16 protein-coding genes and 2 tRNA genes are annotated in these 21,438 nt (G+C 67.2%); 7 read left to right on the top strand and 11 right to left on the bottom strand.

What is annotated here, in order from left to right:
• Positions 1-6: 6 nt before the first annotated feature.
• The 4 genes from argH (at position 7) to NMB40_RS11255 (ending at position 4,138) form a co-directional block, all read left to right on the top strand.
• Entirely contained in the window at positions 7-1,305 is a 1,299-nt protein-coding gene (argH, locus tag NMB40_RS11270; RefSeq protein WP_282246389.1) for an argininosuccinate lyase, read from the top strand.
• On the top strand, positions 1,302-1,562 hold the full coding sequence (locus NMB40_RS11265; protein ID WP_494358441.1) for a YciI family protein: 261 nt from the start codon (positions 1,302-1,304) through the stop codon (positions 1,560-1,562). Before argH ends, NMB40_RS11265 begins: the two co-directional genes overlap by 4 nt.
• A gap of 13 nt (positions 1,563-1,575) precedes the next feature.
• Positions 1,576-2,727, top strand: a complete 1,152-nt coding sequence (proB, locus tag NMB40_RS11260) for a glutamate 5-kinase (RefSeq protein WP_494358440.1) — start codon at positions 1,576-1,578, stop codon at positions 2,725-2,727.
• A 166-nt stretch (positions 2,728-2,893) separates the two neighbouring features.
• Positions 2,894-4,138 carry a glutamate-5-semialdehyde dehydrogenase gene (locus NMB40_RS11255; RefSeq protein WP_494358439.1) on the top strand — a complete coding sequence of 415 codons (1,245 nt, stop codon included), beginning with the start codon at positions 2,894-2,896 and terminating at the stop codon, positions 4,136-4,138.
• 59 nt (positions 4,139-4,197) lie between these two features.
• Here the strand turns inward: NMB40_RS11255 and NMB40_RS11250 are convergent, their stop codons facing one another.
• The 11 genes from NMB40_RS11250 to NMB40_RS11200 all read right to left on the bottom strand — a co-directional run bounded on the left by NMB40_RS11250 (position 4,198) and on the right by NMB40_RS11200 (position 16,389).
• Positions 4,198-5,484, bottom strand: coding sequence for an OmpA family protein (locus NMB40_RS11250; protein WP_494358438.1), 1,287 nt, complete (start codon positions 5,482-5,484; stop codon positions 4,198-4,200).
• Positions 5,485-5,683: 199 nt separating this feature from the next.
• On the bottom strand, positions 5,684-6,163 hold the full coding sequence (gene pgaD / locus NMB40_RS11245) for a poly-beta-1,6-N-acetyl-D-glucosamine biosynthesis protein PgaD (protein ID WP_494358437.1): 480 nt from the start codon (positions 6,161-6,163) through the stop codon (positions 5,684-5,686).
• On the bottom strand, positions 6,160-7,407 hold the full coding sequence (pgaC, locus tag NMB40_RS11240; protein WP_494358436.1) for a poly-beta-1,6-N-acetyl-D-glucosamine synthase: 1,248 nt from the start codon (positions 7,405-7,407) through the stop codon (positions 6,160-6,162). Before pgaC ends, pgaD begins: the two co-directional genes overlap by 4 nt.
• Positions 7,408-7,414: 7 nt before the next feature.
• Positions 7,415-9,304 (bottom strand): poly-beta-1,6-N-acetyl-D-glucosamine N-deacetylase PgaB, encoded by a 1,890-nt coding sequence (gene pgaB / locus NMB40_RS11235; RefSeq protein WP_494358435.1) that lies wholly within the window; start codon positions 9,302-9,304, stop codon positions 7,415-7,417.
• A 10-nt stretch (positions 9,305-9,314) separates the two neighbouring features.
• Positions 9,315-11,351: a poly-beta-1,6 N-acetyl-D-glucosamine export porin PgaA gene (gene pgaA / locus NMB40_RS11230; protein WP_494358434.1), complete on the bottom strand. Its 2,037-nt coding sequence runs from the start codon at positions 11,349-11,351 to the stop codon at positions 9,315-9,317.
• 450 nt (positions 11,352-11,801) lie between these two features.
• Positions 11,802-13,013: a CynX/NimT family MFS transporter gene (locus NMB40_RS11225; protein WP_448143115.1), complete on the bottom strand. Its 1,212-nt coding sequence runs from the start codon at positions 13,011-13,013 to the stop codon at positions 11,802-11,804.
• A 104-nt stretch (positions 13,014-13,117) separates the two neighbouring features.
• A tRNA-Pro gene (locus tag NMB40_RS11220) sits at positions 13,118-13,194 on the bottom strand.
• A gap of 139 nt (positions 13,195-13,333) precedes the next feature.
• Positions 13,334-13,410 (bottom strand) — tRNA-Pro (locus NMB40_RS11215).
• A gap of 48 nt (positions 13,411-13,458) precedes the next feature.
• Entirely contained in the window at positions 13,459-13,572 is a 114-nt protein-coding gene (cydX, locus tag NMB40_RS11210; RefSeq protein ID WP_494358433.1) for a cytochrome bd-I oxidase subunit CydX, read from the bottom strand.
• A gap of 57 nt (positions 13,573-13,629) precedes the next feature.
• The gene (cydB, locus tag NMB40_RS11205) at positions 13,630-14,784 is read right to left on the bottom strand and encodes a cytochrome d ubiquinol oxidase subunit II (RefSeq protein ID WP_282246400.1); all 1,155 of its coding nucleotides are present in this window, start codon (positions 14,782-14,784) and stop codon (positions 13,630-13,632) included.
• Positions 14,785-14,799: 15 nt separating this feature from the next.
• Positions 14,800-16,389, bottom strand: a complete 1,590-nt coding sequence (locus NMB40_RS11200) for a cytochrome ubiquinol oxidase subunit I (protein WP_494358432.1) — start codon at positions 16,387-16,389, stop codon at positions 14,800-14,802.
• A 227-nt stretch (positions 16,390-16,616) separates the two neighbouring features.
• Here NMB40_RS11200 and cydD point away from each other — a divergent pair, with 227 nt between their 5' ends.
• From cydD to NMB40_RS11185, 3 genes are all read left to right on the top strand, one after another.
• A complete protein-coding gene (gene cydD, locus NMB40_RS11195; protein WP_494358431.1) occupies positions 16,617-18,347 on the top strand; it encodes a thiol reductant ABC exporter subunit CydD in 1,731 nt (576 codons plus the stop codon).
• On the top strand, positions 18,344-20,020 hold the full coding sequence (gene cydC / locus NMB40_RS11190) for a thiol reductant ABC exporter subunit CydC (RefSeq protein ID WP_494358430.1): 1,677 nt from the start codon (positions 18,344-18,346) through the stop codon (positions 20,018-20,020). The genes cydD and cydC overlap by 4 nt, the downstream gene beginning before the upstream one ends.
• A gap of 158 nt (positions 20,021-20,178) precedes the next feature.
• On the top strand, positions 20,179-21,375 hold the full coding sequence (locus NMB40_RS11185) for a BamA/TamA family outer membrane protein (protein ID WP_494358429.1): 1,197 nt from the start codon (positions 20,179-20,181) through the stop codon (positions 21,373-21,375).
• The last annotated feature ends 63 nt before the right edge of the window (positions 21,376-21,438 follow it).

The raw sequence follows: 21,438 nt of genomic DNA, 5'->3' as shown, positions 1-21,438 counted from the left end.
CAACACATGGCAGACCTTCTCTGGCAGAAGCCCGGCGTAGCGGTGGATGCGAAAATCCAGACCTTCCTCGCCGGCGATGACGTCATCCTCGACCGCGAGTTCTTCCTGTACGACGTGCAGGCCAGCAAGGCGCATGCGCAGGGCCTGGAGAACATCGGCATCCTCACCGCCACCGAGCGCAGCGACCTGCAGCGCGAGCTGGACGTGCTGGCCGAGGATTTCCGCAGTGGCGCGTTCGTGCTCGATGAGCGCTTCGAAGACTGCCACTCGGCGATCGAAGCGCGCCTTACCGAACGCCTGGGCGATGCCGGCCGCAAGATCCACACCGGTCGCAGCCGCAACGACCAGATCCTGGTGGCCACCCGGCTGTGGCTGAAGGACAAGCTGCTGCAGGTGTCCGCGCTGAGCCGCGAAGTGGCCAAGGTCGCCCTGGACCGCGCGGAAGCCGAGAAAGACCTGCCGGTGCCGGGCTACACCCACATCCAGCGCGCCGTGGTGTCCTCGGCGGGCATGTGGTGGGCCGGCTGGGCCGAAGCGTTCATCGACAATGCCGTGCGCGCGCACGATACCTTCGCACTGGTCGATGCCAACCCGCTGGGCACCGCGGCCGGCTACGGCGTCAACCTGCCGCTGGACCGCGCCCACACAACCCAGGCGCTGGGCTTCGCGCGCATGCAGATCTCGCCGATCTACGCGCAGCTCTCGCGTGGCAAGTTCGAACTGGCAGCACTGGAAGCGCTGGGTGGGGCCACCCTGGACCTGCGCCGCCTGGCGTGGGACCTGTCGCTGTTCACCAGCGGCGAATACGGGTTCGTCGCGCTGCCGGCGCAGTACACCACCGGCAGCTCGATCATGCCCAACAAGCGCAACCCGGACGTGATCGAACTGATGCGTGCCACCCACGCCAGCGTGGCGGCGGCGCGTACCGAGATCGAGCAGCTGCTGTCGCTGCCGTCCGGCTACCACCGCGACCTGCAGGGCAGCAAGGGCGCCATCTTCCACGGCTTCGGCCGTGGCCTGGCCGCGCTGGAACTGTTGCCGGCGCTGCTGGCCAACCTGGAGTGGCGCGAAGACAAGCTGCGCGTTGCCATCGACTCGGGCATGTACGCCACCGACGTGGCCGTGGAAGCGGCCGTAGCCGGCGTGCCGTTCCGCGAGGCCTACAAGGCCGCTGCGGCGGCATCGGACACGGCCGGGCAGGGGCGTACCCCGGAAGGCAGCCTGGCCGCGCGCGTGTCGCCCGGCGCCGCTGCCGACCTGCGCCTGGACGAACTGCGCGCACGCTGGGCGGCGCTGCTGCCATGAAGACCTGCTACCTCGTGCTGGTCACCCGCACCCCGGCGTTCCGCGATGAGGTCGGTGCCGAACACGTCCTCTTCCTGGACGCGCTCCGCGCCCGCGACCAGCTGCTGATCACCGGCGGCTTCACCGACAAGACCGGTGGCGCGTATGTGCTGCACAACGTCGCTGACCGCGCCGCCGCACAGGCCATCGTCGATGCCGATCCGCTGATGACCGAGGGCAGCGCCACCGCCACCGTCCACGAATGGTCCACCCGCTGAGGCGAGCCCCACGATGAGCCCCACCCGCGTGCAGTCCCCGTTCCCCGAACAGCCTGTACCGGGCTGGAAGCGCGCCGTGCTCAAGGTCGGCAGCAGCCTGCTGGCGGCAGATGGTGGCGGGCTGTCGCCACGGCACGCGCTGGGCCTGGCCCAGTTCGTGTCCGCGCATGTGCTGGCCGGGCGCGAAGTAGTGATCGTGTCCTCCGGCGCGGTCGCGGCCGGGCGTGCCATCGTGCCGCGCGCGATCGAGGCCGGCGCGGCGATGGCTGCGCGCCAGGCGCTGGCCGCGCTCGGCCAGGCCCAGCTGATCGGGCTGTGGCAGCGCTTCTTCGAACGCCCGGTGGCGCAGGTACTGCTGACCCACGACGACCTGCGCAACCGCCGCCGCTACCTCAACGCCCGCGCCACGCTCAACGAGCTGCTGCGGCTGGGCGCGCTGCCGGTGGTGAACGAGAACGACACCGTGTCGGTGGATGAGCTCAAGCTCGGCGACAACGACAACCTGGCCGCCACCGTGGCCGCGTTGATCGACGCCGACATCCTGTTCATCGCCACCGACATCGACGGCCTGTACAGCGCCGACCCGCGCCGCGATCCGCAGGCGCAGCCGATCCACGACGTGCCCGAGCTCACCCTCGAGGTGCTGGCCATGGCCGGCGGTGCCGGCAGTGGGGCCGGTACCGGCGGCATGCATACCAAGCTGGAAGCGGCGGCCAAGGCTGGCCGCGTCGGCATCGATACCTGCCTGTTCAACGGCCGCGATGGCGATGTGGTGCGTGCGCTGGCGCAGGGCCGCTTGTTCGGCACCCGCATCCATGCCGGGCAGACCCGTGAAGCCGCGCGCAAATACTGGCTGCGGCACGCACCGCTGGAACCCGGTGCCATCGTGGTCGACGCGGGTGCGGCCGTGGCGCTGCGCGACAAGGGCGCGTCGCTGCTGCCGGGCGGAGTGACCGCTGCCGAAGGTGATTTCCGCCGCGGCGACATGGTGCAGGTGCGCTTGCGCACCGCCAGTGGTGAAGTGACGTTGGCGCGCGGCGTAAGCCAGTATTCGGCGAGCGACATCCGCCGGGTGGCCGGGCGGCATTCGCGCGACATTGAAAGCGTGTTGGGCTACAACTACGGTGGCAATGTGATCCACCGGGATGACCTGGTACTGATCTGACCGGGCTTCGGATGGTCTACGTGGGACACGCATGGCGTGTCGCTACGTGGCTGGCAGATCGTAGCGACACGCCATGCGTGTCCCACGTAAACCACGCCAGCAAGATTTGACGTCGGCCCCAAGATTCTGAAAACGCGCCAAAACATCCTTCGTGACGAGAGAACCCATGGACATCCGCGATCAAGCCCTCCAATGCCGCGACGCCGCGCAGGTAGTGGCGCAGCTGTCGTCCGACGCCAAGGCGGCACTGCTCAACGGCATGGCCGATGCACTCGACGCCGACACGGCCACCATCCTTGCCGCCAACGCGCTGGACCTCGCCGCCGCCGAAGCCAAGGGCACCGGCAGCGCCATGCTAGACCGCCTCGCGCTGAACCCTGCGCGCCTTGCCGGCATCAGCGCCGCGCTGCGCGAAGTGGCCGCACTGCCGGACCCGGTCGGCAGCATCACCCGCGACGACATCCGCCCCAACGGCATCCGCGTGCAGAAGGTGCGCGTGCCGCTCGGCGTGATCGCGATGATCTACGAAGCGCGCCCCAACGTGACCGCCGATGCGGCCGCGCTGTGCATCAAGGCCGGCAACGGCGTGATCCTGCGCGGCGGCTCTGAAGCCATCCATTCCAATACCGCCATCGCCGCCTCGCTCAAGCGTGCCCTGCGCGATGCCGGGGTGCCCGATGCCGCGCTCACCCTGGTGGAAGACCTGCGCCGCGAGACCATGCTCACCCTGCTGCAGCTCAACGACCTGGTCGACCTGGCCATCCCGCGCGGTGGGGAAGGGCTGATCCGCTTCGTGGCCGAACATGCGCGCGTGCCGGTGATCAAGCACTACAAGGGCGTGTGCCACCTGTACGTGGACCGTGCCGCCGACCCTGCGAAGGCGTTGGCGTTGCTGGTGGATGGCAAATGCAGCCGTCCGTCGGCCTGCAATTCGCTGGAAACCCTGCTGGTCCACGCGGGCGTGGCGGCCGACTTCCTGCCGCAGGCGGAGCGCGCCTTGCGTGCGCGGGGCGTGGAACTCCGTGCCGACGCGCGCGCGCGCCAGTGGCTGCCCGAAGCGGTACCGGGCACCGATGACGATTTCGCCGCCGAATACCTCGACCTGATCATCGCCGTCCGCGTGGTCGATGACCTCGAGCAGGCACTCGCCCACATCCAGCAGTACAGCTCGGACCACACCGAAGTCATTGCCACCGAAGATCCGGCTGCGGCCCAGCGCTTCATCCACGCACTGCGCGCTGCCGTGGTGATGGTCAACGCCTCGTCCCGCTTCTCCGACGGCGGCGAACTCGGCTTGGGCGCGGAAATCGGCATTTCCACCACCCGCCTGCACGCCTACGGCCCCATGGGCCTGGAAGCCCTCACCGTAGAGCGCTTCGTCGTCCAGGGAACCGGCCAGACCCGCCGGTAGAGCCACGCCGGTAGAGCCACGCCCTGCGTGGCTCCACCGGGAACCTGCGGGGGCGGACATCACATCGCGGTGTACTGGATCCGCCGGTTCGCCTTGCGCCCTTCCTCGGTGCTGTTGTCGGCCATTGGCTGGTTGGAGCCGAAGCCGCGCGCCACCAGCCTGGCCTCTGGAACACCCCGCTTGACCAACGCCGAGCGCACCGCGTCTGCGCGCTGTTCGCTCAGCTGCTGGTTGGTCGTGGCGTTGCCCTGGCTGTCGGTATGGCCGCCGATTTCCACCTTGACCTCCTGGTTCGAGTTCTTGATGGCCGTGGCGGCCAGGTCAAGGATGCCCTCGCTGCTGCGGGTCAGCGTGGCCAGCCCGGTGTCGAAATTGACCGTGGTCTTGTTCAGCGCCGACGTCAGGTCCGCAGCGTTGGCGCCGGGGGCGAGGGCACTGAGGGCCTGGGTGCCTTGATCAAACAGCCCCTCGATCTGGACATTGCCCAGTCCTGACTGGAACGCCCGGCTGATCTGCGCGCGCTTTTCAGGGTCCAGTGCCGAAGTGTCGAGCTTGAGCGCATCGCCGTTGAACGCGAACTTCAGCCCGTCTGCCTTCATGTCCGGGATGAGCACCTTCAAGCGTTCCAGCCACGGGGCTTCGCGCACGGCCGTGTTGACCTCGATGTCCGCTGCCACCTTCCCCGGGCCGAAGACCCCTTCCGCTGCGCCCAGCAGGCTGGCCTTCTGCGCGACGCTGGGGAGCGTGCCCTTGAGCGTGACCTTGCCACCGTCGTTCTGGAAGGACAGCGTGGGGTCGCTGGCGACTGCCGCGACATTCGCCGCCGGAGCGGCAGCAGAGGCAGGCGGTGCCTTGGCCACGTTGCGCGATTGCCAGCCGCACCAGGCCAGGGCCAGCAGCGCGATCAATGGCAACAGCCAGCGCCACAGGCGGAAGGACGGCTTGCCGACCTTGCTGCCGCCAGCGAGGCTGGCATACGCCGCAGGCAACGAGGTGGGCATGACGCCGCCGGCGGTGACCGCTTTGACGATGGCCGGTACCACCATGGTCAGCAGGCCCGGAATCATCTTGGCGCCGATCCCGGACTTCTGCGCGATCTCCTCCACGCTCTGGTTGCCCAGGACGCTGCGCAGCTGATTCGGTTCGATCGGCTGCATGGTGGGCTGGCCCGACAGCCAAGAATTGAACACGCCGCCAAGTCCCGCAGCCTCGAACTTGTTCCTGAAGCCGGCCAGCCCGCCGGGTTGGCTGAAGATGTAGCGGGCTACGACGCCGACGAACTTCTGTGCGTTCTGCCCAAGGCCGGTGGCACGGGCGACTTCACTGACCAGAGTCTCGATAGACATGATGAATCCCCTCACGATTAAGTGCGGGATGTCTCCGAGGCGGGAGCCTACGCCTGGGCCGGGTCAGTGATGTGAAGACTTCTACACACCGACCGGGGCCGGTCTGCGAGGGACACGCATGGCGTGTCGCTACGGTTGTCGGCCGTTGCCGCGTAGGGACACGCCATGCGTGTCCTCGACACCGTCGGCCGCGGCCGGATCACCGGGCGGTGAGGCTCTGCTCGGTCAGGCCTACCGGTCGTGCGTGGTCGTCCATGTGCAGGGTGACCGCCTTGCCGTTGGCCAGCTGCGCGGCCAGCGCCGGGCTGGCGCCCAGGTTGTGGGCGATCTCTTCCAGCGTCACGTCCTGGCGCGGGTTGCGGCGGTCCTTGCCGGCAAAGCGCATGCGGTTGTATTCGGCCCAGGCGATCAGCAGCACCGAACAGCACACCAGCATCACCGGCAGCGCGATCACGATGAACGGGTCCACCGACTGCTTGTATTCGTACAGCTGCACGAATGCCAGCCGGCCACCCAGCAGCCAGGAAATGGCGGTGATCAGCGGCGCCCACAGGTAGAAGTAAAACGCCCAGAAGGCGATGGTCACAAACCCCCATGCGGTGCGCTGCAGCCGTGGCTGCTGGCGCGATTTCCGGATGAGGCGCGAATCGTAACGGCGGGTCTGCTTGGCGGCGTTCATCGTATACCCCGGTCAGGACTGACCCAGATCGCCCGCTTGCCGCGACGCTTGAGCAGCGTCTTGGGCAGGGCCACCAGGGTCGTGAACAGGCTGATGAGCCAGTACGCCATCGGGTACCAGATCACCCAGAAGTAGTTACGGCCAATATGCGTTTCATAACGACGATCGATGATCAGGCTGCTGGCGAACTGCAGCAGGCACACCAGCGCCAGGATCACGCCATGCCACTGCGGCAGCAGCGAGGCGATGTACAGGTCCTGCGGCAACGGGATGAACTTGCCCAGCACCCACAGCACGATGATGGCCAGCATCGTGTAGGCCCACAGCACGCTGAACACATACTCCAGCAACACCCCCCACATGCGCCGCTTGCGCCAGTCGAACAGCGAACGACCGTGCCGCAGCAGCACTTCCACGCCGCCCTGGGCCCAGCGCAGGCGCTGCCGCCACAGCCCCCTGAGCGTTTCGGGCATCAGGATGAAGCACAGCGCGTTGGGCTCGTAACGGATATCCCAATGATCGATCTGCAGGCGCCAGCTGATGTCGATGTCTTCGGTGATCATGTCATCGGCCCAGTAGCCAATGCGGTGCAGTGCGGTGCGGCGGAAGCCGGCAATCACCCCGGAAATGGTGAAGATGCGCCCGTACACGCGCTGCGCACGCTTGATCATGCCGATGATCGACGAGAACTCGGCCACCTGCAGCCGGCCCAGCAGGGTGGAGCGGTTGCGGATGCGCGGGTTGCCGGTCACCGCGCCCACGCGCGGGCCGGAGGTGAGGTGCCACACCATCCAGTGGGTGGCGTGCTCTTCCAGCATCGCATCGCCATCGATGCACACCAGGTACTCCGAACGCGCCGCCAGCGCGCCCATGCGCAGCGCATTGGCCTTGCCCAGGTTGCGGTCAAGGTGCACCACGCGCAGCCGCGGGTGCAGGGCCGCCATTGCATCCAGCCGGGCCCCGGTATCGTCGCGGCTGCCATCGTTGATGGCGATCACTTCGAAATCCGGGTACTTCTGCGCCAGTGCCGCGCCCAGCGTATCGGCCAGGTTGTCCGCTTCGTTGTGGCACGGGATCAGGATCGACGCGAACGGGTAGTGCTCCATCGGCGGCGGGTCGTCGCGCAGGCGCGATTTGCGTTCACGGCGGAAGAAGTAATACAGGCCGCCGGACATCCAGAAAAACGCCATCACCATCGGGTAGAAGAAGGCGAACTGGAACAGCAGGTAGAGGAACGGATGCATGGCGGCCTCACTTTTCCTCGTAAGGGAAGGTGCGTGCCGACATCGCCGCGCGCGCATCGTAGGTGGACGGCTTCCCGGCAATGAAGTCGTCCGGGTACCAGGCGAAATGGCGCACGCCCTGCGCCTGCAGGCGACGGATCTGGGCGCGCAGCACGGTGCCGGAAATCGGCGTCTGCGTGCGCCAGTCCACCGTCTGCAGCTCGAACATCGTCTGCGACAGCTGCGGGTCGTGCTCGCGCACGGCCTGCACCAGCCGGTCCAGCCACTTCTGCGGGTTGCGGCTGCCTTCCATCCACGGCATCGCCATCAGCGCGGTGTGGTCGTAGGCCTTGTTGAACAGGTCCAGGCGCTGGGCGAACCAGCTGGCGCTCTGCGGCTGCAGCACCGGCTGCGCGTACAGGTTGCGCACCGTGGCCAGCTTCGGCCGCCAGCGCTGCGCGGCGTTGCGCAGTTCCAGGGTGAAATCGATCAGTGCCTGGGTCCGCGCGCCGTCGTCGCCTTCCTGCGGCAGGTTGGCCAGTTCGGTATCGCGCAGGTAGGCATCGTCGTGGAACAGCAGGCCCTCGAAGTACGAGTTGATGGCCAGGTCTTCGTAGATGTCGTCGATGATGTGACGCACCTTCGGGTTGGTGAAATCGAGCCGGAAGATGCCATCGCTTTCCGGGCTCTCGATCGCCAGCGCCTTGCGGATGGCCGGGTCCTTCAGCTCATAGCCCAGCACCGGCAGCCACGCGTACACCTTCACCCCGGCGCGGGTCTTGAGCTGCCAGGCGACGCGGTTGAACAGGTCCGCGCGCATCGGCAGGTGCCGGTTGGGGAAGTACAGCGCATCGGCCGAACCATTGCCGTCCGGGTCGGCGAAGGCCTGCAGGAACACATGGGTCGGGCCGATCTTCTTGACCCGGTCGATCAGTGCATCCAGGTTCTTCGCCTGCTGCGCCGGGTTGCTGTCGTACACCGCGTCCAGGTCGATCTGCAGGGCGCGCACGCCATCGCGCTCGACGTCGCGGCGCAGTTCGTAGGCCAGCTGGGTCACTGCCGGGTTGCCGGTCACCAGCAACCGCGCCAGGCCGTGCAGGTCGCGGGTCACCGGGGTGCTGCGGCCTTCCAGGTCGAACGACACCGGCATGCCCAGGTCTTCGGCGATCGTGTTGCTCAGCGCGTTGTAGGCCGCGTACGGCCATACGATCGCCTTCGGGCTCACGCCCACGTTGTCCTGGATGCGCTTCACGCTCAGGCCCAGGTCGGCGCGGATCCGCGCTTCGTACTGCGCGGCGGTTTCGTACTGGTGCGTGGCCGGGTCGTAGGTGCGGGTGATCACCGCCGGGGTCGAATTGCCCTGCGGGTTGGACTGCACGCCGTGGTGCAGGTTGTCGGTGTGGCTGGCCAGTTCGACCAGGCCGCTGCGGTTCATTTCGCGCAGCTGTTCCCAGGTCAGGAAGTCGTCGTGGGTGAACGGGCGGTAGCCATAATCGATCTTGCGGTCGGCCGGCATGTCCACGTAATCGGTGATCACCGCCACCAGCGCCGGGTAGTTGTACGCGCGCAGCAGCGGGAACACCTTGGTGTACACGCTGCGCAGGCCGTCATCGAAGGTCAGCAGCACCGGCTTGGGCGGCAGCGGCGCGCCGCCCTGCGAGGCGGTGATCAGCTGCGACAGCGATACCGGGTGGTAGCCGTGCGCGGACAACCAGTCCAGGTGCGCGGCGAAGTTCTGCGTACTGACCGCGTATGCATCCGGGTCGCCCTTGATCGCCACGTCATCGCGGATGTCGTGGTAACTGAGCACCAGCAGCCCGTTGTCGGCCGAATCCAGCACCGGCGGCGCGGCCTGCACGTGGGTGCAGACCGCCAGCAGGGCCAGCAGCAGCCAGGAAGTGAAGCGCTTCAAGTCCATGTGTCGCATCTCATTGTCCCCAGCGCAGGCCGGCATCAAGGCCGATATGTCGTTCGCGGTTGCCGTCGTAGACCGGCCGCGACCAGCTGATGCCGTATTCGAAGATCCGGCCATCGGCCAGCTGCCACTCGTGGCGGTACTCGGCCGACGGCACCAGCGCACTGCCGAAGCCCTGCTGCCAGTAGTTGCCCAGCGACACCGTCAGGCGGTGGCGGAAGTGCCGCTCGTAGTGGCGCCACAACTGCTGGTCCACGCGCAGGCCGATCTCCGCCGAACGGTCTTCGGACGGGTTGAAGTAGGGCACGTCATCGCGGCTGCCACGGCTGGCGTACAGGCTGCCCAAGCCATCCAGCAGCAGCGTGGGGCGGGTCAGCAGGCGCTGTTCGATGCTGGTGCTGAGCGTGTCGCGGCGGTTGCCATCGTCATAGCGGAACTGGCTGGCACCGGCGCTCCAGTGGGTGAGCTCGTTGCGGCGGTAATCCACCGCCAGCGCCACGCTGTCGGCGGTGATGCCCGAAATGCGCGCCTGCAGCGAGGCATCGGCGGCGTTGCGTGCCGCGGTGACGCCGGCGTGCCAGGTATCGCTGAACTGCCAGCCGAAACCGGCGCTCAGGCCGGTCTCGCCCACATCATCGTTGGCGCGGTTGACGAACACTTCCGCGTCGGCGCGGCCGAAGCGGTAGCGCGTGCCCAGCCCCACCCACAACGGCCGGATGGTCTGGTCCTGGAAATCCACGCTGCGGCGGTCGGCGAAGGTCACCAGACGCCAGCGGTCGTCGATCACCGGCGACTGCAGTTCCAGCCCGTAACGACCATCGTCGTTGCCCAGCGGCGAGGTGCCACCGCCGCCCTCACTCTTGCCGCCTTCGGCATAGGCATGCAGCTGCCAGCCACGGTGCGCCTTCCAGCTGCGGTCCATGCGCTGCACGGAAGGCTGGTTGGGGTAGCGTTCCAGCAGCGAATCGTGGATCGGCCGCGCCAGGTCGTCGCGCTGCAGTTCCACGTAAGCGTCGTACTGGCCCAGGCGCGCCGAGACGTCGCGTGGGTCCAGCGTGTTGGCCATGCCATAGCGTTCCAGCGCACGCCGCGGCCAGCCACGCATCATGTAGATGTTGCCCAGCGAAGACTGGGTGCCGCCGTTGGCCGGGGCCAGTTCAACCATCTTCTCCAGCTCGCGCTGCGCGGTGGGCAGGTCGCCGCTGTAGGCGCGGATCATGGCCAGGTTGAGGTCGGCTTCGTAGCGCGGCCAGTTGGCGTACGGCGCGCGTGCACCATTGGCCCAGCGCCAGGCCGGCTCCTGCTTCTGCCACTGGGTGAGCACGTCGATGGCGGCGCCGGCGCGCTCGCTTTCCAGGTGCGCGTAGGCCAGTTCCGAATGCACTTCGGAGCGGCCCGGGTCGGCCTTGAGTGCCGCTTCCAGAACGGGAATGGCTTCTTCCGGGTGCTGGCTGGCCATCAGCGAATCGCCGACCGGGGCCATCAGGTAGTTAGGGACTTCGTGGCCTTCGGCAAGCAGGGCGCGGTATTCGGTGCGCACCTGTTCGTGGCGGCCCAGCCGGTTGAGCAGGATCAGCCGGTCGAAGCGGATCCGCAGCGGTGCGGTCTGTGCGGTGAGGCCATCGCGCTGCAGATAGGCATCCATCTGCGCCAGCGCGTCTTCGGCTTCGTCCAGGCGGGTGTCTTCGCTGGCGCCATAGGCCAGGCTCCAGCCCACGCGCTTGGCCAGGTAATTGGCTTCAAAACGCTGCTTCTGCGCCTCGTCGAACAGCTCCGGGCGCGCCTGGTAGCGCTGCCACGCCAGGTGCGCGTTGCCGATGTCCGACAGCGTCAGTACCTGCAGGCGGTAGAGCAGGTCATCGTTGGGCACGTCCACCTGGGCGCGTTCGATCGCGGCAAGCGCGTCCAGCCAACGCGCCTGGTCACGGTAGGTGCTGATTTCCGCCAGATGGTCCGCCCGCGACGTCGCCGCAGATGCAGCTGGAACCGTCAAGCAAAGCGTGGCGCATGCCAGGCCGACGCAGAGCGCCAGCGGCCGATGGTTGTACATGGAACCCCCGGGAGCATCCCTTCAAAAGAATCTGTTTGTGCGGTAAATGTGACGCACATCACATGCCAATCGTGCCCGAAACGGCGTTTGTTGACAAATTGTTAAGGCGCAAGATGATCTCCGCAGCTGTGGAAACAGACGCGATCAATACTTCAACCTATTGATTTTAAAGACCATCCGGCCGCCGCCACGGCGTTGTTCCGGGGGTCTGGACACCCTGAAACCGTTCATCGGCCCCGGCAACGAATGACGCGCCGGGACCAACCCAACTGCCCGTTTCGCAGCGCGGGTCAGTTGCTGACACGCTACGTCACAAGATGCGCACAGTGTGTGATGCGGGTGGCATTCCCGGACGTAGAGCCACGCCCTGCGTGGCTGCTCTTCGCCGGGCACCGCGAAGCCACGCAGGGCGTGGCTCTACCGGCGGTCAGTGCGAATGATCGTGGTGGATTACCACACGTCTTCCAGCTTCTGCGGCTTGCACGCCACCCACGACGCACACAGCAGCACCAGCGCGCACACCAGCAGGAAGCCGAACGGCAGGTACCAGGCGCCGCTGATCGCGTGCAGCCAGCCGAACAGGAACGGGCCCAGGCAGCTGAAGGCATAGCCCACGCCCTGCATGAAGCCCGACAACGCCGCCGAACCGGCCGGGGTGCGCGTGCGCAGGTTGATCAGCGTCAACGCCAACGGGAAGGTCGAAGGCCCGATGCCCAGCAGCACCGCCCACAGCCACGGCGCCTTCATCGGTGCGAACAGCAGCCCGGCAAAGGCAACCAAGAACGCGCTGAAACCGACAACCACCAGCGGGAACGGGTTGCGCAGGCGCACCGCCAGGGCCGGCATCGTCAACGAGGGCAGCAGGCCCAGCGCGGCGAAGATCGCCACCATGATCCCGCCGAAGCGCGGCGTGGCCCCGGCTTCCACCACGATGCGCGGCAGCCAGGTGAACATCGAATAGGTCATCAGCGAGGTCATGCCGAACATCAACGCCATGCCCCAGGCCAGCGGGGTGCGCCACACCTTGCCGTGCGGCTGCGCGGCCGGGTCGGCGGCGGTGTCCAGCGGGTCCGGGTGCGGGCGGCGGCGCGCCAGCGCGATCCAGGGCAGGGCGGCGGCTACCGCGAAGATCGCCCAGATGCCCAGCGATACGCGCCAGCCGGCCTGTTCGGCCAGCGGCACGGCCAGCAGCGCCGGCACCATCGTGCCCAGCTGCAGCACCGTTATATAAAGCGTGCTCACCGTGCCCACCCGGTTGGCGAAGTAGCGCTTCACCAGCGGCGGCACCACCACGTTGCCGATGCCCATGCCGGCCAGTGCCACGACCGAGCCGAACAGCAGGCTGCCCACGCCGCCGGCCATCGAGCGCAGCAGCAGCCCCACCGCCGCCAGCGCCATCGCCAGCAGGGCGGTGCGTTCCAGCCCGATGCGGCGGGCCACCATCGGCGTGGTCACCCCGAACAACGCGAACGAGGCCGTGGGCAGCATGCCCAGCACGCCGGTCATGGTGGTGCCGAAGCCGAAGGTCTGGCCCAGCTGGTCCAGCAGCGGGGTGACCGAGGTCACCGCCGTACGCAGGTTCAGCGCGGCCAGCAGGATGGCGGAAAACGCCAGCACGCGTCCGCGCAGCAGGGACGTGGAATGGGGGTCGGCAGGGGTCATGGCAGGAATCTCTTGCAGGTGGCGCGGCACGTGTGGGGGTGCAGGGAAAATACAAAAAAGCCCGGAGGACATATGTCTTCCAGGCTTCAATGTGACCACTTGTATGGTCGGGGAGACAGGATTCGAACCTGCGACCTCTACGTCCCGAACGTAGCGCTCTACCAGACTGAGCTACACCCCGTAAGGAGCCGCCTATTGTATCGATCCCTCCCTTCGGCGGCAAGGGGGGCCGTGTTGTTCACCTTCGGATGCCGTGTTGCCACGACCTTGACAAAAAAGCCTGGAAATCATGTTTCCAGGCTTCAATGCGACCACCGAAGTGGTCGGGGAGACAGGATTCGAACCTGCGACCTCTACGTCCCGAACGTAGCGCTCTACCAGACTGAGCTACACCCCGAAGGAGCCGACAAGGATACGGCGTGAAGACCTTATCGGCAACCTTTTTTTACCGTGCGTCGCGCTCGGCTGCGGCCGCCTCTCGCGCTTCAAACCACATGCCGTTGAGGATGGCGGCGGCCGAGGCCAGGCCGGTGCCGAGGATCCAGGCGAAATACCACATTGTCGTTCTCCCAATATGTGTACCGACCAACGGTCGGTACCTACCGTTTCAGGGGTATCAGTAAGCGTTCGGGTTGTCGGCCATGTCTTCGGCCGTGGTCTTGCCCTTCATCACCCGGTAGACCCAGCTGGTGTAGGCAATGATGATCGGCAGGAAGATCACGGTGGCCACCAGCATGATGAACAGCGTGAGCTGGCTGGACGAGGCGTCCCACACGGTCAGGCTGCCGCTGGGCTGGCTGGAGGAGGGCAGCAGGAACGGGAAGATCGCAAAGCCCACGGTGAGGATGATGCCGGCAATCGAAGCGCCCGAGGCCAGGAAGGCGGCCATGCCACGGCGGGCCCGCAGCAGTACCGCGCTGGCCAGTGCACCGGCCAGGCCCAGCAGCGGGAACACCAGGGTCAGCGGCATGCTGCTGTAGTTGCGCAGCCAGCCACCGGCCGCCGTGCCCACCGCAGCGGTCTTCAACAGCGGGTTGGTCGGGCCGTCGGTCACCACCTGCGAGGTGATCTCATAGCCCGGCAGGCCGAAGGCCACCCACGCACCACCCGCGGCGAACAGCACGAAGCTGGCCAGTGCGGCAATGCTGCCGTAACGCGCCGAACGCTCGGCCACCGGGCCGTCGGTCTTCAACACCAGCATGGCCGCGCCGTGCGACACCATCATCGCCACGCCCACCAGCCCGGCCAGCAGCGCGAACGGGGTGAGCAGGCCGAAGAACGAACCGGTGTAGAAGATGCGCATGCTGTCATCGAAGTGGTACGGCACGCCCAGCAGCACGTTGCCCACCGCCACGCTGGCAATCAGCGCCGGCAGCAGCCCACCCACGAACAGCACCCAGTCCCACGTGTCGCGCCAGCGCTTGCTCGGCATCTTGCTGCGGTACTTGAAGCCAACCGGGCGCAGGATCAGGCCGAACAGCATGGCGAAGATCGCAAGGTAGAAGCCGGAGAAGCTCACCGCATACAGCGGCGGCCATGCGGCGAAGATCGCGCCGCCGCCCAGCACCAGCCATACCTGGTTGCCTTCCCACACCGGGCCCACGGTGTTGATCACCAGCCGGCGTTCTTCATCGGTTTTCGCCACGAACGGGAGCAGGGTGCCCACGCCCAGGTCGAAGCCGTCCATCACCGCCCAGCCGACCAGCAGGATGCCCAGCAGCAGCCACCAGATCACGCGCAGCGTGGTGTAATCAAGTCCAAGAATATCCATCTGGGTTCTCCTGCCTTATGCCTGACCGGGAGCCGGTGCGGCGGCATTGTGGGGAAGCGGCGTGCGCGAAGGCTGCAGCGAAGGAAGGATGTCGGCCGGGCCGGTACGGATCGCCTTGAGCATCAGCTTCACCTCGATGATCAGCAGCACCGTGTACAGCGCGGTGAACACCGCCAGCGTGGTCAGGATTTCATGCAGTGCCAGGCCCGATGCGGCATAGAAGGTGGGCAGCACGCCATCCACCGCCCACGGCTGGCGGCCATACTCGGCCACGAACCAGCCGCATTCGATCGCGATCCACGGCGCCGGCATCGACCACACCGCCAGCCGCAGGAACCAGCGCTTTTCGTGGAAGGTGTTGCGGCACGAGAAGTAGAAGGCCAGCGCGAAGAACGCGATCAGGTAGAAGCCCAGCCCGGCCATGATGCGGAAGGTCCAGAACAGCGGCGCAACGCGCGGCACGGTATCCATCGCCGCCTTGGAGATTTCCTCCGGGGTGGCGTTGAGGATGTCATCGCGGTAGCGCTTGAGCAGCAGGCCATGGCCCAGATCCTGCCAATGGCGGTCGAACATCTCGCGCGCCTCGACATCGTTCTTGTCCTTGCGCACGCGTTCCAGCGCACCGTAGGCCAGCTGTCCGCCCTTGATGCGGTGCTCGGCGCGTTCCACCAGTTCCAGGATGCCTGGAATGGGCTGGTTGAACGAGCGCGTGGCGATCAGGCCCATCAGGTACGGAATCTTGATGGCGAAATCGTTCTGCTGGGTCTGCTGGTTGGGAATGCCGAAGGCGGTGAAGTCCGCCGGGGCACGCTCGGTTTCCCACATCGCCTCGATCGCGGCCAGCTTCATCTTCTGGTGCTCGCTGGCGGCATAACCGCTCTCGTCACCCAGCACCACCACCGACAACGACGACAGCAGGCCGAAGGCCGCCGCCACCGCGAACGAACGGCGTGCCATGTCCTTGTGCTTGTCGCGCAGCAGGTAGAACGCGCTGATGCCCATCACGAAGATCGCGCCGGTCACGTAGCCCGCACTGACCGTATGCACGAACTTGGCCTGGGCCACCGGGTTGAACAGCACGGCGGCGAAATCCACCACCTCCATGCGCATCGTCTCCGGGTTGAACACCGCCCCGGTGGGGTTCTGCATCCAGCCGTTGGCGATCAGGATCCACACCGCCGACAGGTTGGTGCCCAGCGCCATGAACCAGGTCACCGCAAGGTGCTTGACCGGGCTCAGCCGCTTCCAGCCGAAGAAGAACAGGCCGATCAGGGTGGCTTCCAGGAAGAACGCCATCAGCCCTTCAATGGCCAGCGGCGCCCCGAAGATGTCGCCCACGTAGTGGCTGTAGTAGGACCAGTTCATGCCGAACTGGAATTCCATCACCAGGCCGGTGGCCACGCCGATGGCGAAGTTGATGCCGAACAGCGTGCCCCAGAACAGGGTCATCTGGCGCCAGACCGGTTTACGGGTCATGACGTACACGCTTTCCATGATGGCCACCAGGAACGAGAGGCCAAGCGTTAGGGGGACAAACAAGAAGTGGTACATCGCGGTCAAAGCGAACTGCAGCCGCGACAGTTCTACGACTGTCGAATCGATCATGGCCTGGCTACCTCGTTGGGGGTTTTGCCGTATCAGGTGGCGGGAAGGGGTCTACGGGATGAATTCTGTGACCAGCAACTTCAAACAGCCTTGATTGAGATCAATGTATGAACAGGCAGATGCGCGGATCGTAGGCAGTCCGTGCTGCGACCGACTGCCGCACGGGGAAGGGTAGCCGGCGCCCATTACAATGGTCGGCACCTCCCTGTGGCCGCCAGTGACCCGCTTTGAGCATACCCCCCGACGCGCCCGCCATCGAGTCCAGTGACCTTCGCCGCCAGCGCCTGCAGTGGCTCAACGGGCTGGCCGGCAGTGCCCGCAGCCGCCAGCGCCTGGCCGCATTGTGTATCTGTACGTCCGGCGCGCTGCTGATCGGACAGGCTGCGGCCATTGCCTGGCTGATCCAGGAAGTGCTGGTTGTCCACCGCCCGCTGGCCGACACCACCCCGGTGCTGCTGGGGCTGCTGCTGGTCCTGGCGCTGCGCGCCCTGCTGGGCAGCGCCACCCAGGCCGCCGCCGGCGACGTGGCCGACGCGGCCCGGCTGACCCTGCGCGAGCGGGTGTACCGCAGGCTGATGGGGCTGGGGCCGCTGTGGTTGCGCCAGCAGCGCAGCGGTGAGCTGGGCGAGCTGATGCTGGCCCACGCCGATTCGGTGGAGAGCTACTACGCCGGTTACCAGCCGGTGCGGATCGAAGTGGTGGTGGTGCCACTGCTGATCCTGCTGGCCGTGGCCTGGGTGGATTGGGTGGTGGCGCTGATCCTGCTGTTCACCGCGCCGCTGGTGCCGTTCTTCATGATGCTGGTGGGCTGGGGCGCCGAAGCGGCCGGGCGCGCGCAGCTGGGCGAACTGGCGCGGATGAGCGGTCATTTCGCCGACCGCATCAAGGGGCTGGGCCTGCTGCGCCTGTACGGGCGCGGCGAGGCCGAGCTGGACGGCGTGGCCGCCGCCGCCGAAGGCGTGCGCGAGCGCACGATGAAGGTGCTGCGCATCGCCTTCCTGTCGTCCACCGTGCTGGAATTCTTCGCCTCGGTGAGCGTGGCCATGGTCGCGCTGTACCTGGGCCTGAGCTACCTGGGGTTGATGTCGCTGCATGCGGCGGTACCCACGCTGGGCGCGGGCATGTTCTGCCTGCTGCTGGCGCCGGAGTTCTATGCGCCGCTGCGGCGGCTGGCCGCGCATTACCACGACCGCGCCAACGCGCTGGCGGCGGCCGCTGAAGTGGAGCGGCTGCTCGGTGAGTTGCCCGCGCAAGTGGATCCCGCCGAAGCCGCCGCTGCGCCGGTGCGCGCACCCGAGCTGCTGGAGCAGCATGCGCCGCCGGTGGTGGTGCGTGACCTGGTGCTGCGCCCGCTGGGCGCGTCGCACGATGTGGTGCAGCAGCTCTCCTTCCAGATTGAAGCGGGCCAGCGGCTCGCGCTGGTCGGCCCCAGCGGCAGCGGCAAGAGCACGCTGCTGGAAGCACTGGCCGGGTGGCTGCCGCCGCAGTCGGGCAGCATCGTGCTGCGCCCGGGCCTGGAAGTGGGCTATGCCGGCCAGCGCCCGTACCTGTTCCACGGCAGCATTGCCGACAACCTGCGCCTGGCCGACCCCGGCGTGAGCGATGCGCGCCTGCTTGCCGTGGCCGAAGCCGCGCAGGTGATGCGCTTTGCCGCGCACCTGCCCGAGGGGCTGGATACGGTGATTGGCGAGCGTGGGTTCGGGTTGTCGGGTGGCGAAGCGCGCCGGATCGGGTTGGCGCGGTTGCTGCTGCGCGATCCGCAACTGCTGTTGCTGGATGAGCCCACGGCGTTCCTGGATCCCGACACCGAAGCGGCCTTGCTGCAGACCTTGGCGGCCTTCGCGCGCGACCGTGCGGTGGTCATCGCCACCCATAGTGAAACCGCGATGCGCTGGGCCGACACGCGCCTCACCCTGACCGCACAAGGCCGCGCGCAGGCGATGGAGGAACCGGCATGAACCGGGTTCGCGACGATTCGCTGAAGCAGGTGTTCGCCCGGCATCGTGGCCGCCTGCTGCTCACGGTGCTGCTGCTGTGGACCACCATGCTGGCCGGCACCGCATTACTGGGCCTCTCCGGTGGCTTCCTCACTGCGGCCGCGCTGGCCGGTGCGGCCGGGCTGGGCAGTGGCTTCAACTTCTTCTCGCCCTCGGCCGGCATCCGTGGCCTGACCATGGCGCGGATCGTGTCGCGCTATTTCGAAAAGCTGGTCGGCCACGATGTGACCCTGCGCATCGCCCGCGACCTGCGCGTGTGGTTCTTCCGCCGCGCGCTGCCGCTGGCACCGGCAAAACTGGCGGGTATCCGTACCGGCGAACTGCTGGCGCGGCTGATGTCGGACATCGGCGAAGTGGATGGCCTGCTGGTGCGCGCCATCGGTCCGTTGCTGGCGCTGGGCGGCGTGTCGCTGGTCGCCGTGGGTTCTGCCGCGCTGATCCATCCGCCGGCCGCGCTGCTGCTGGCGGCGCTCGCGCTGGTGATCGGCGTGGGCGTGCCGTGGCTGACCGTGCGCGGCGCCGGCGGCCAGGAACGCGACCGCGCGCTGCACCGCGCGCAGCTGCGCACGCAGGCGTTTGAAGGGCTGGAAGGCGCTGCCGACCTGACCGCACTGCAGGCACGCGAACACTGGAACCTGCGGGTGCTGGTGGCGGCCAAGCAGCTGCGCTCGCGCGACCGGCGGCGCCGCTGGCGGCTGGTGGGCGGCAATGCGCTGCACGGTCTGTGTGCGTCGGTCGGGTTGGTGGCCATGCTGTGGGTGGCGCTGAACGGGTTCCAGCGCGGCGCGATCGATGCGGCGATGGCGGCGGCGCTGGTGTTCCTGACCGTGGCGTTGATCGAGCTGTGGGCCGGGATCGGCCTGGCCTGGCAGTCGTGGCTGTCCGGGCGCGTGGCGGCGGCACGGCTGGAAAGCATCGTGGACCAGGCGCCGGGCGTGGTGGATGCCGATCTGCCGGTCGCGCTGCCGGTGCAGCCGGGCACGCTGCAGCTGGAGCAGGTGGACTTCTGCTGGCCGGGACAGGGCAGGGCGCTGCTGGTGGGCGTGCAGCTGACGCTGGCGCCGGGCGAGCGCATCGCGATCCGTGGCGACAGTGGCAGTGGCAAGACCACCTTGTCGTCGTTGTTGCTGCGCCTGTGGGACCCCGATGGTGGCCGCGTGGTGTATGCCGGGCAGGACATCCGCGAGGTCGCGCAGGCCGACTGGCATCGCCAGATCGCCTGGTTGCCGCAGCATGCGCCGGTGTTCGCCGGCAGCATCGCCGACAACCTGCGGCTGGGCGATGCGCAGGCCAGCGATGAACGGTTGTGGCAGGTGCTGGCCGATGTGCGCCTGCAGGCGTGGGCCGAACGCCTGGGCGGGTTGCAGGCCTGGGTGGGCGAGAACGGCGCGACCATGTCGGCCGGGCAGGCCCGCCGTTTGGCGCTGGCGCGGGCGCTGCTGCGCGGTTCACCGATCCTGCTGCTGGACGAGCCGACCGAAGGCCTGGACGTGGATACCGCGCATGCGCTGCTGCATGACATGGTGGCCGCACTGGGCGGACGCAGCCTGGTGATGATCACGCACGATGCGTTGCCCGAAGGCATCGTGCACCGCAGCTACCGGTTGCACGAGGGCACGCTGCGGCAATCATGAACACCGGACGCGCGGCCGAAATGTCGCATCCGAAACGCCGCATCCGCCTCGCGCTTCAGTAGTTGTACTGGTCCCTGTTCGGTAGAACGGCCGTGGCTTGAATGCGTACCGGTCTGGCAGTGTGTCTGGGAGCGCCTTTGGGCTACCTGGAGCACGGCATGGCTGGATGGACGAAAGGGTATGCGGTGGTGGCGCTCCTGCATGTCGCTTCGTACGCGGCTGCCCAGGCGCAGGAAACGGAAGCTGCCGACCCGGCGCAGCAATCGGCCGCACCCAAGGCCAGCATCTTCAAGGATCCGCAGGACGGCCATTTCGACATGTCACGCTGGCTGCTGGACCGCAAGGGCTTCCTGCCGGTGCCGGTGGTGATCAGCGACCCGGCGGTGGGCTATGGCGGCGGTGTGGCGCTGGCGTTCTTCCACCGCCCGGAAGGCGCCGCGCTGGAGCGTACCGCCACCGATGGGCGCAAGCAGATGATTCCGCCGAACATCTACGGCGTGGCCGGCATGAAGACCGAGAACGGCAGCACCGCCTACGGCGCCGGCGCGGTGCTGCACTTCAAGGACGACCTCTGGCGTTACACCGGCGGCGTGGCCAAGGCCTCGTTCAACCTGGACTTCTACACGCCGGGCAACGTGCTGCCGGAAGTGGGTATCGGCTACAGCTCAGACGGCTACATGGCGTTCCAGAAGATCGCCCGGCGGCTGGGTGACCAGTCGCTGTTCCTGGGGTTGCAGTGGATCTACATGGACCTGGACATCGGCTTCGACGTGGATTCGGACCGGCAATACTTCAAGCCGCATGAGCTGAACCGGAAGACCTCCGGCCTTGGCCTGTCGCTGCAGTACGACCAGCGCGACAACTCGTTCACACCCAACAGCGGCTGGCTGGGCATGCTGGAAGGCAACGTCTACGACGATGCGATCGGCAGCGACAACGATTTCCAGAGCTACCGCGCGCACGCCTTCGGCTACCTGCCGCTGGCCGACAAGCGCCTGGTGCTGGGATTGCGCGGCGATGTGCGCTGGGTGGGCGGCGACGTGCCGTTCTACCGGCTGCCTTACATCGACCTGCGCGGCATTGGTTCGGCCCGCTACCAGGACACCCGCGCCGCCACGATTGAAACCGAACTACGCTGGAACCTCACACCACGCTGGGCCGCCATCGGTTTCCTCGGTGCGGGATGCACCTGGGGCGTGCACAGCAGCTTCTCCGGCGCCACCAGCCAGGTGGCCAAGGGCGTGGGCGGACGCTACCTGGTCGCGCGCCAGCTTGGGCTGTACGTGGGCCTGGATTACGCGTTCGGCCCTGAAGACGACACCGTCTACGTGCAGGTCGGCAGCGCGTGGCGGTAGGGCAGCAATTACTTAGCCAGCTTAAGTAGAAACACCGTGGCCGCCCTACTACGGCGCAGGGAT

Source organism: Stenotrophomonas sp. FBCC-B152, from assembly GCF_059134105.1.
Note: the sequence above shows the minus strand (reverse complement) of the source record. Positions and strands in the feature narration are given on the sequence as shown.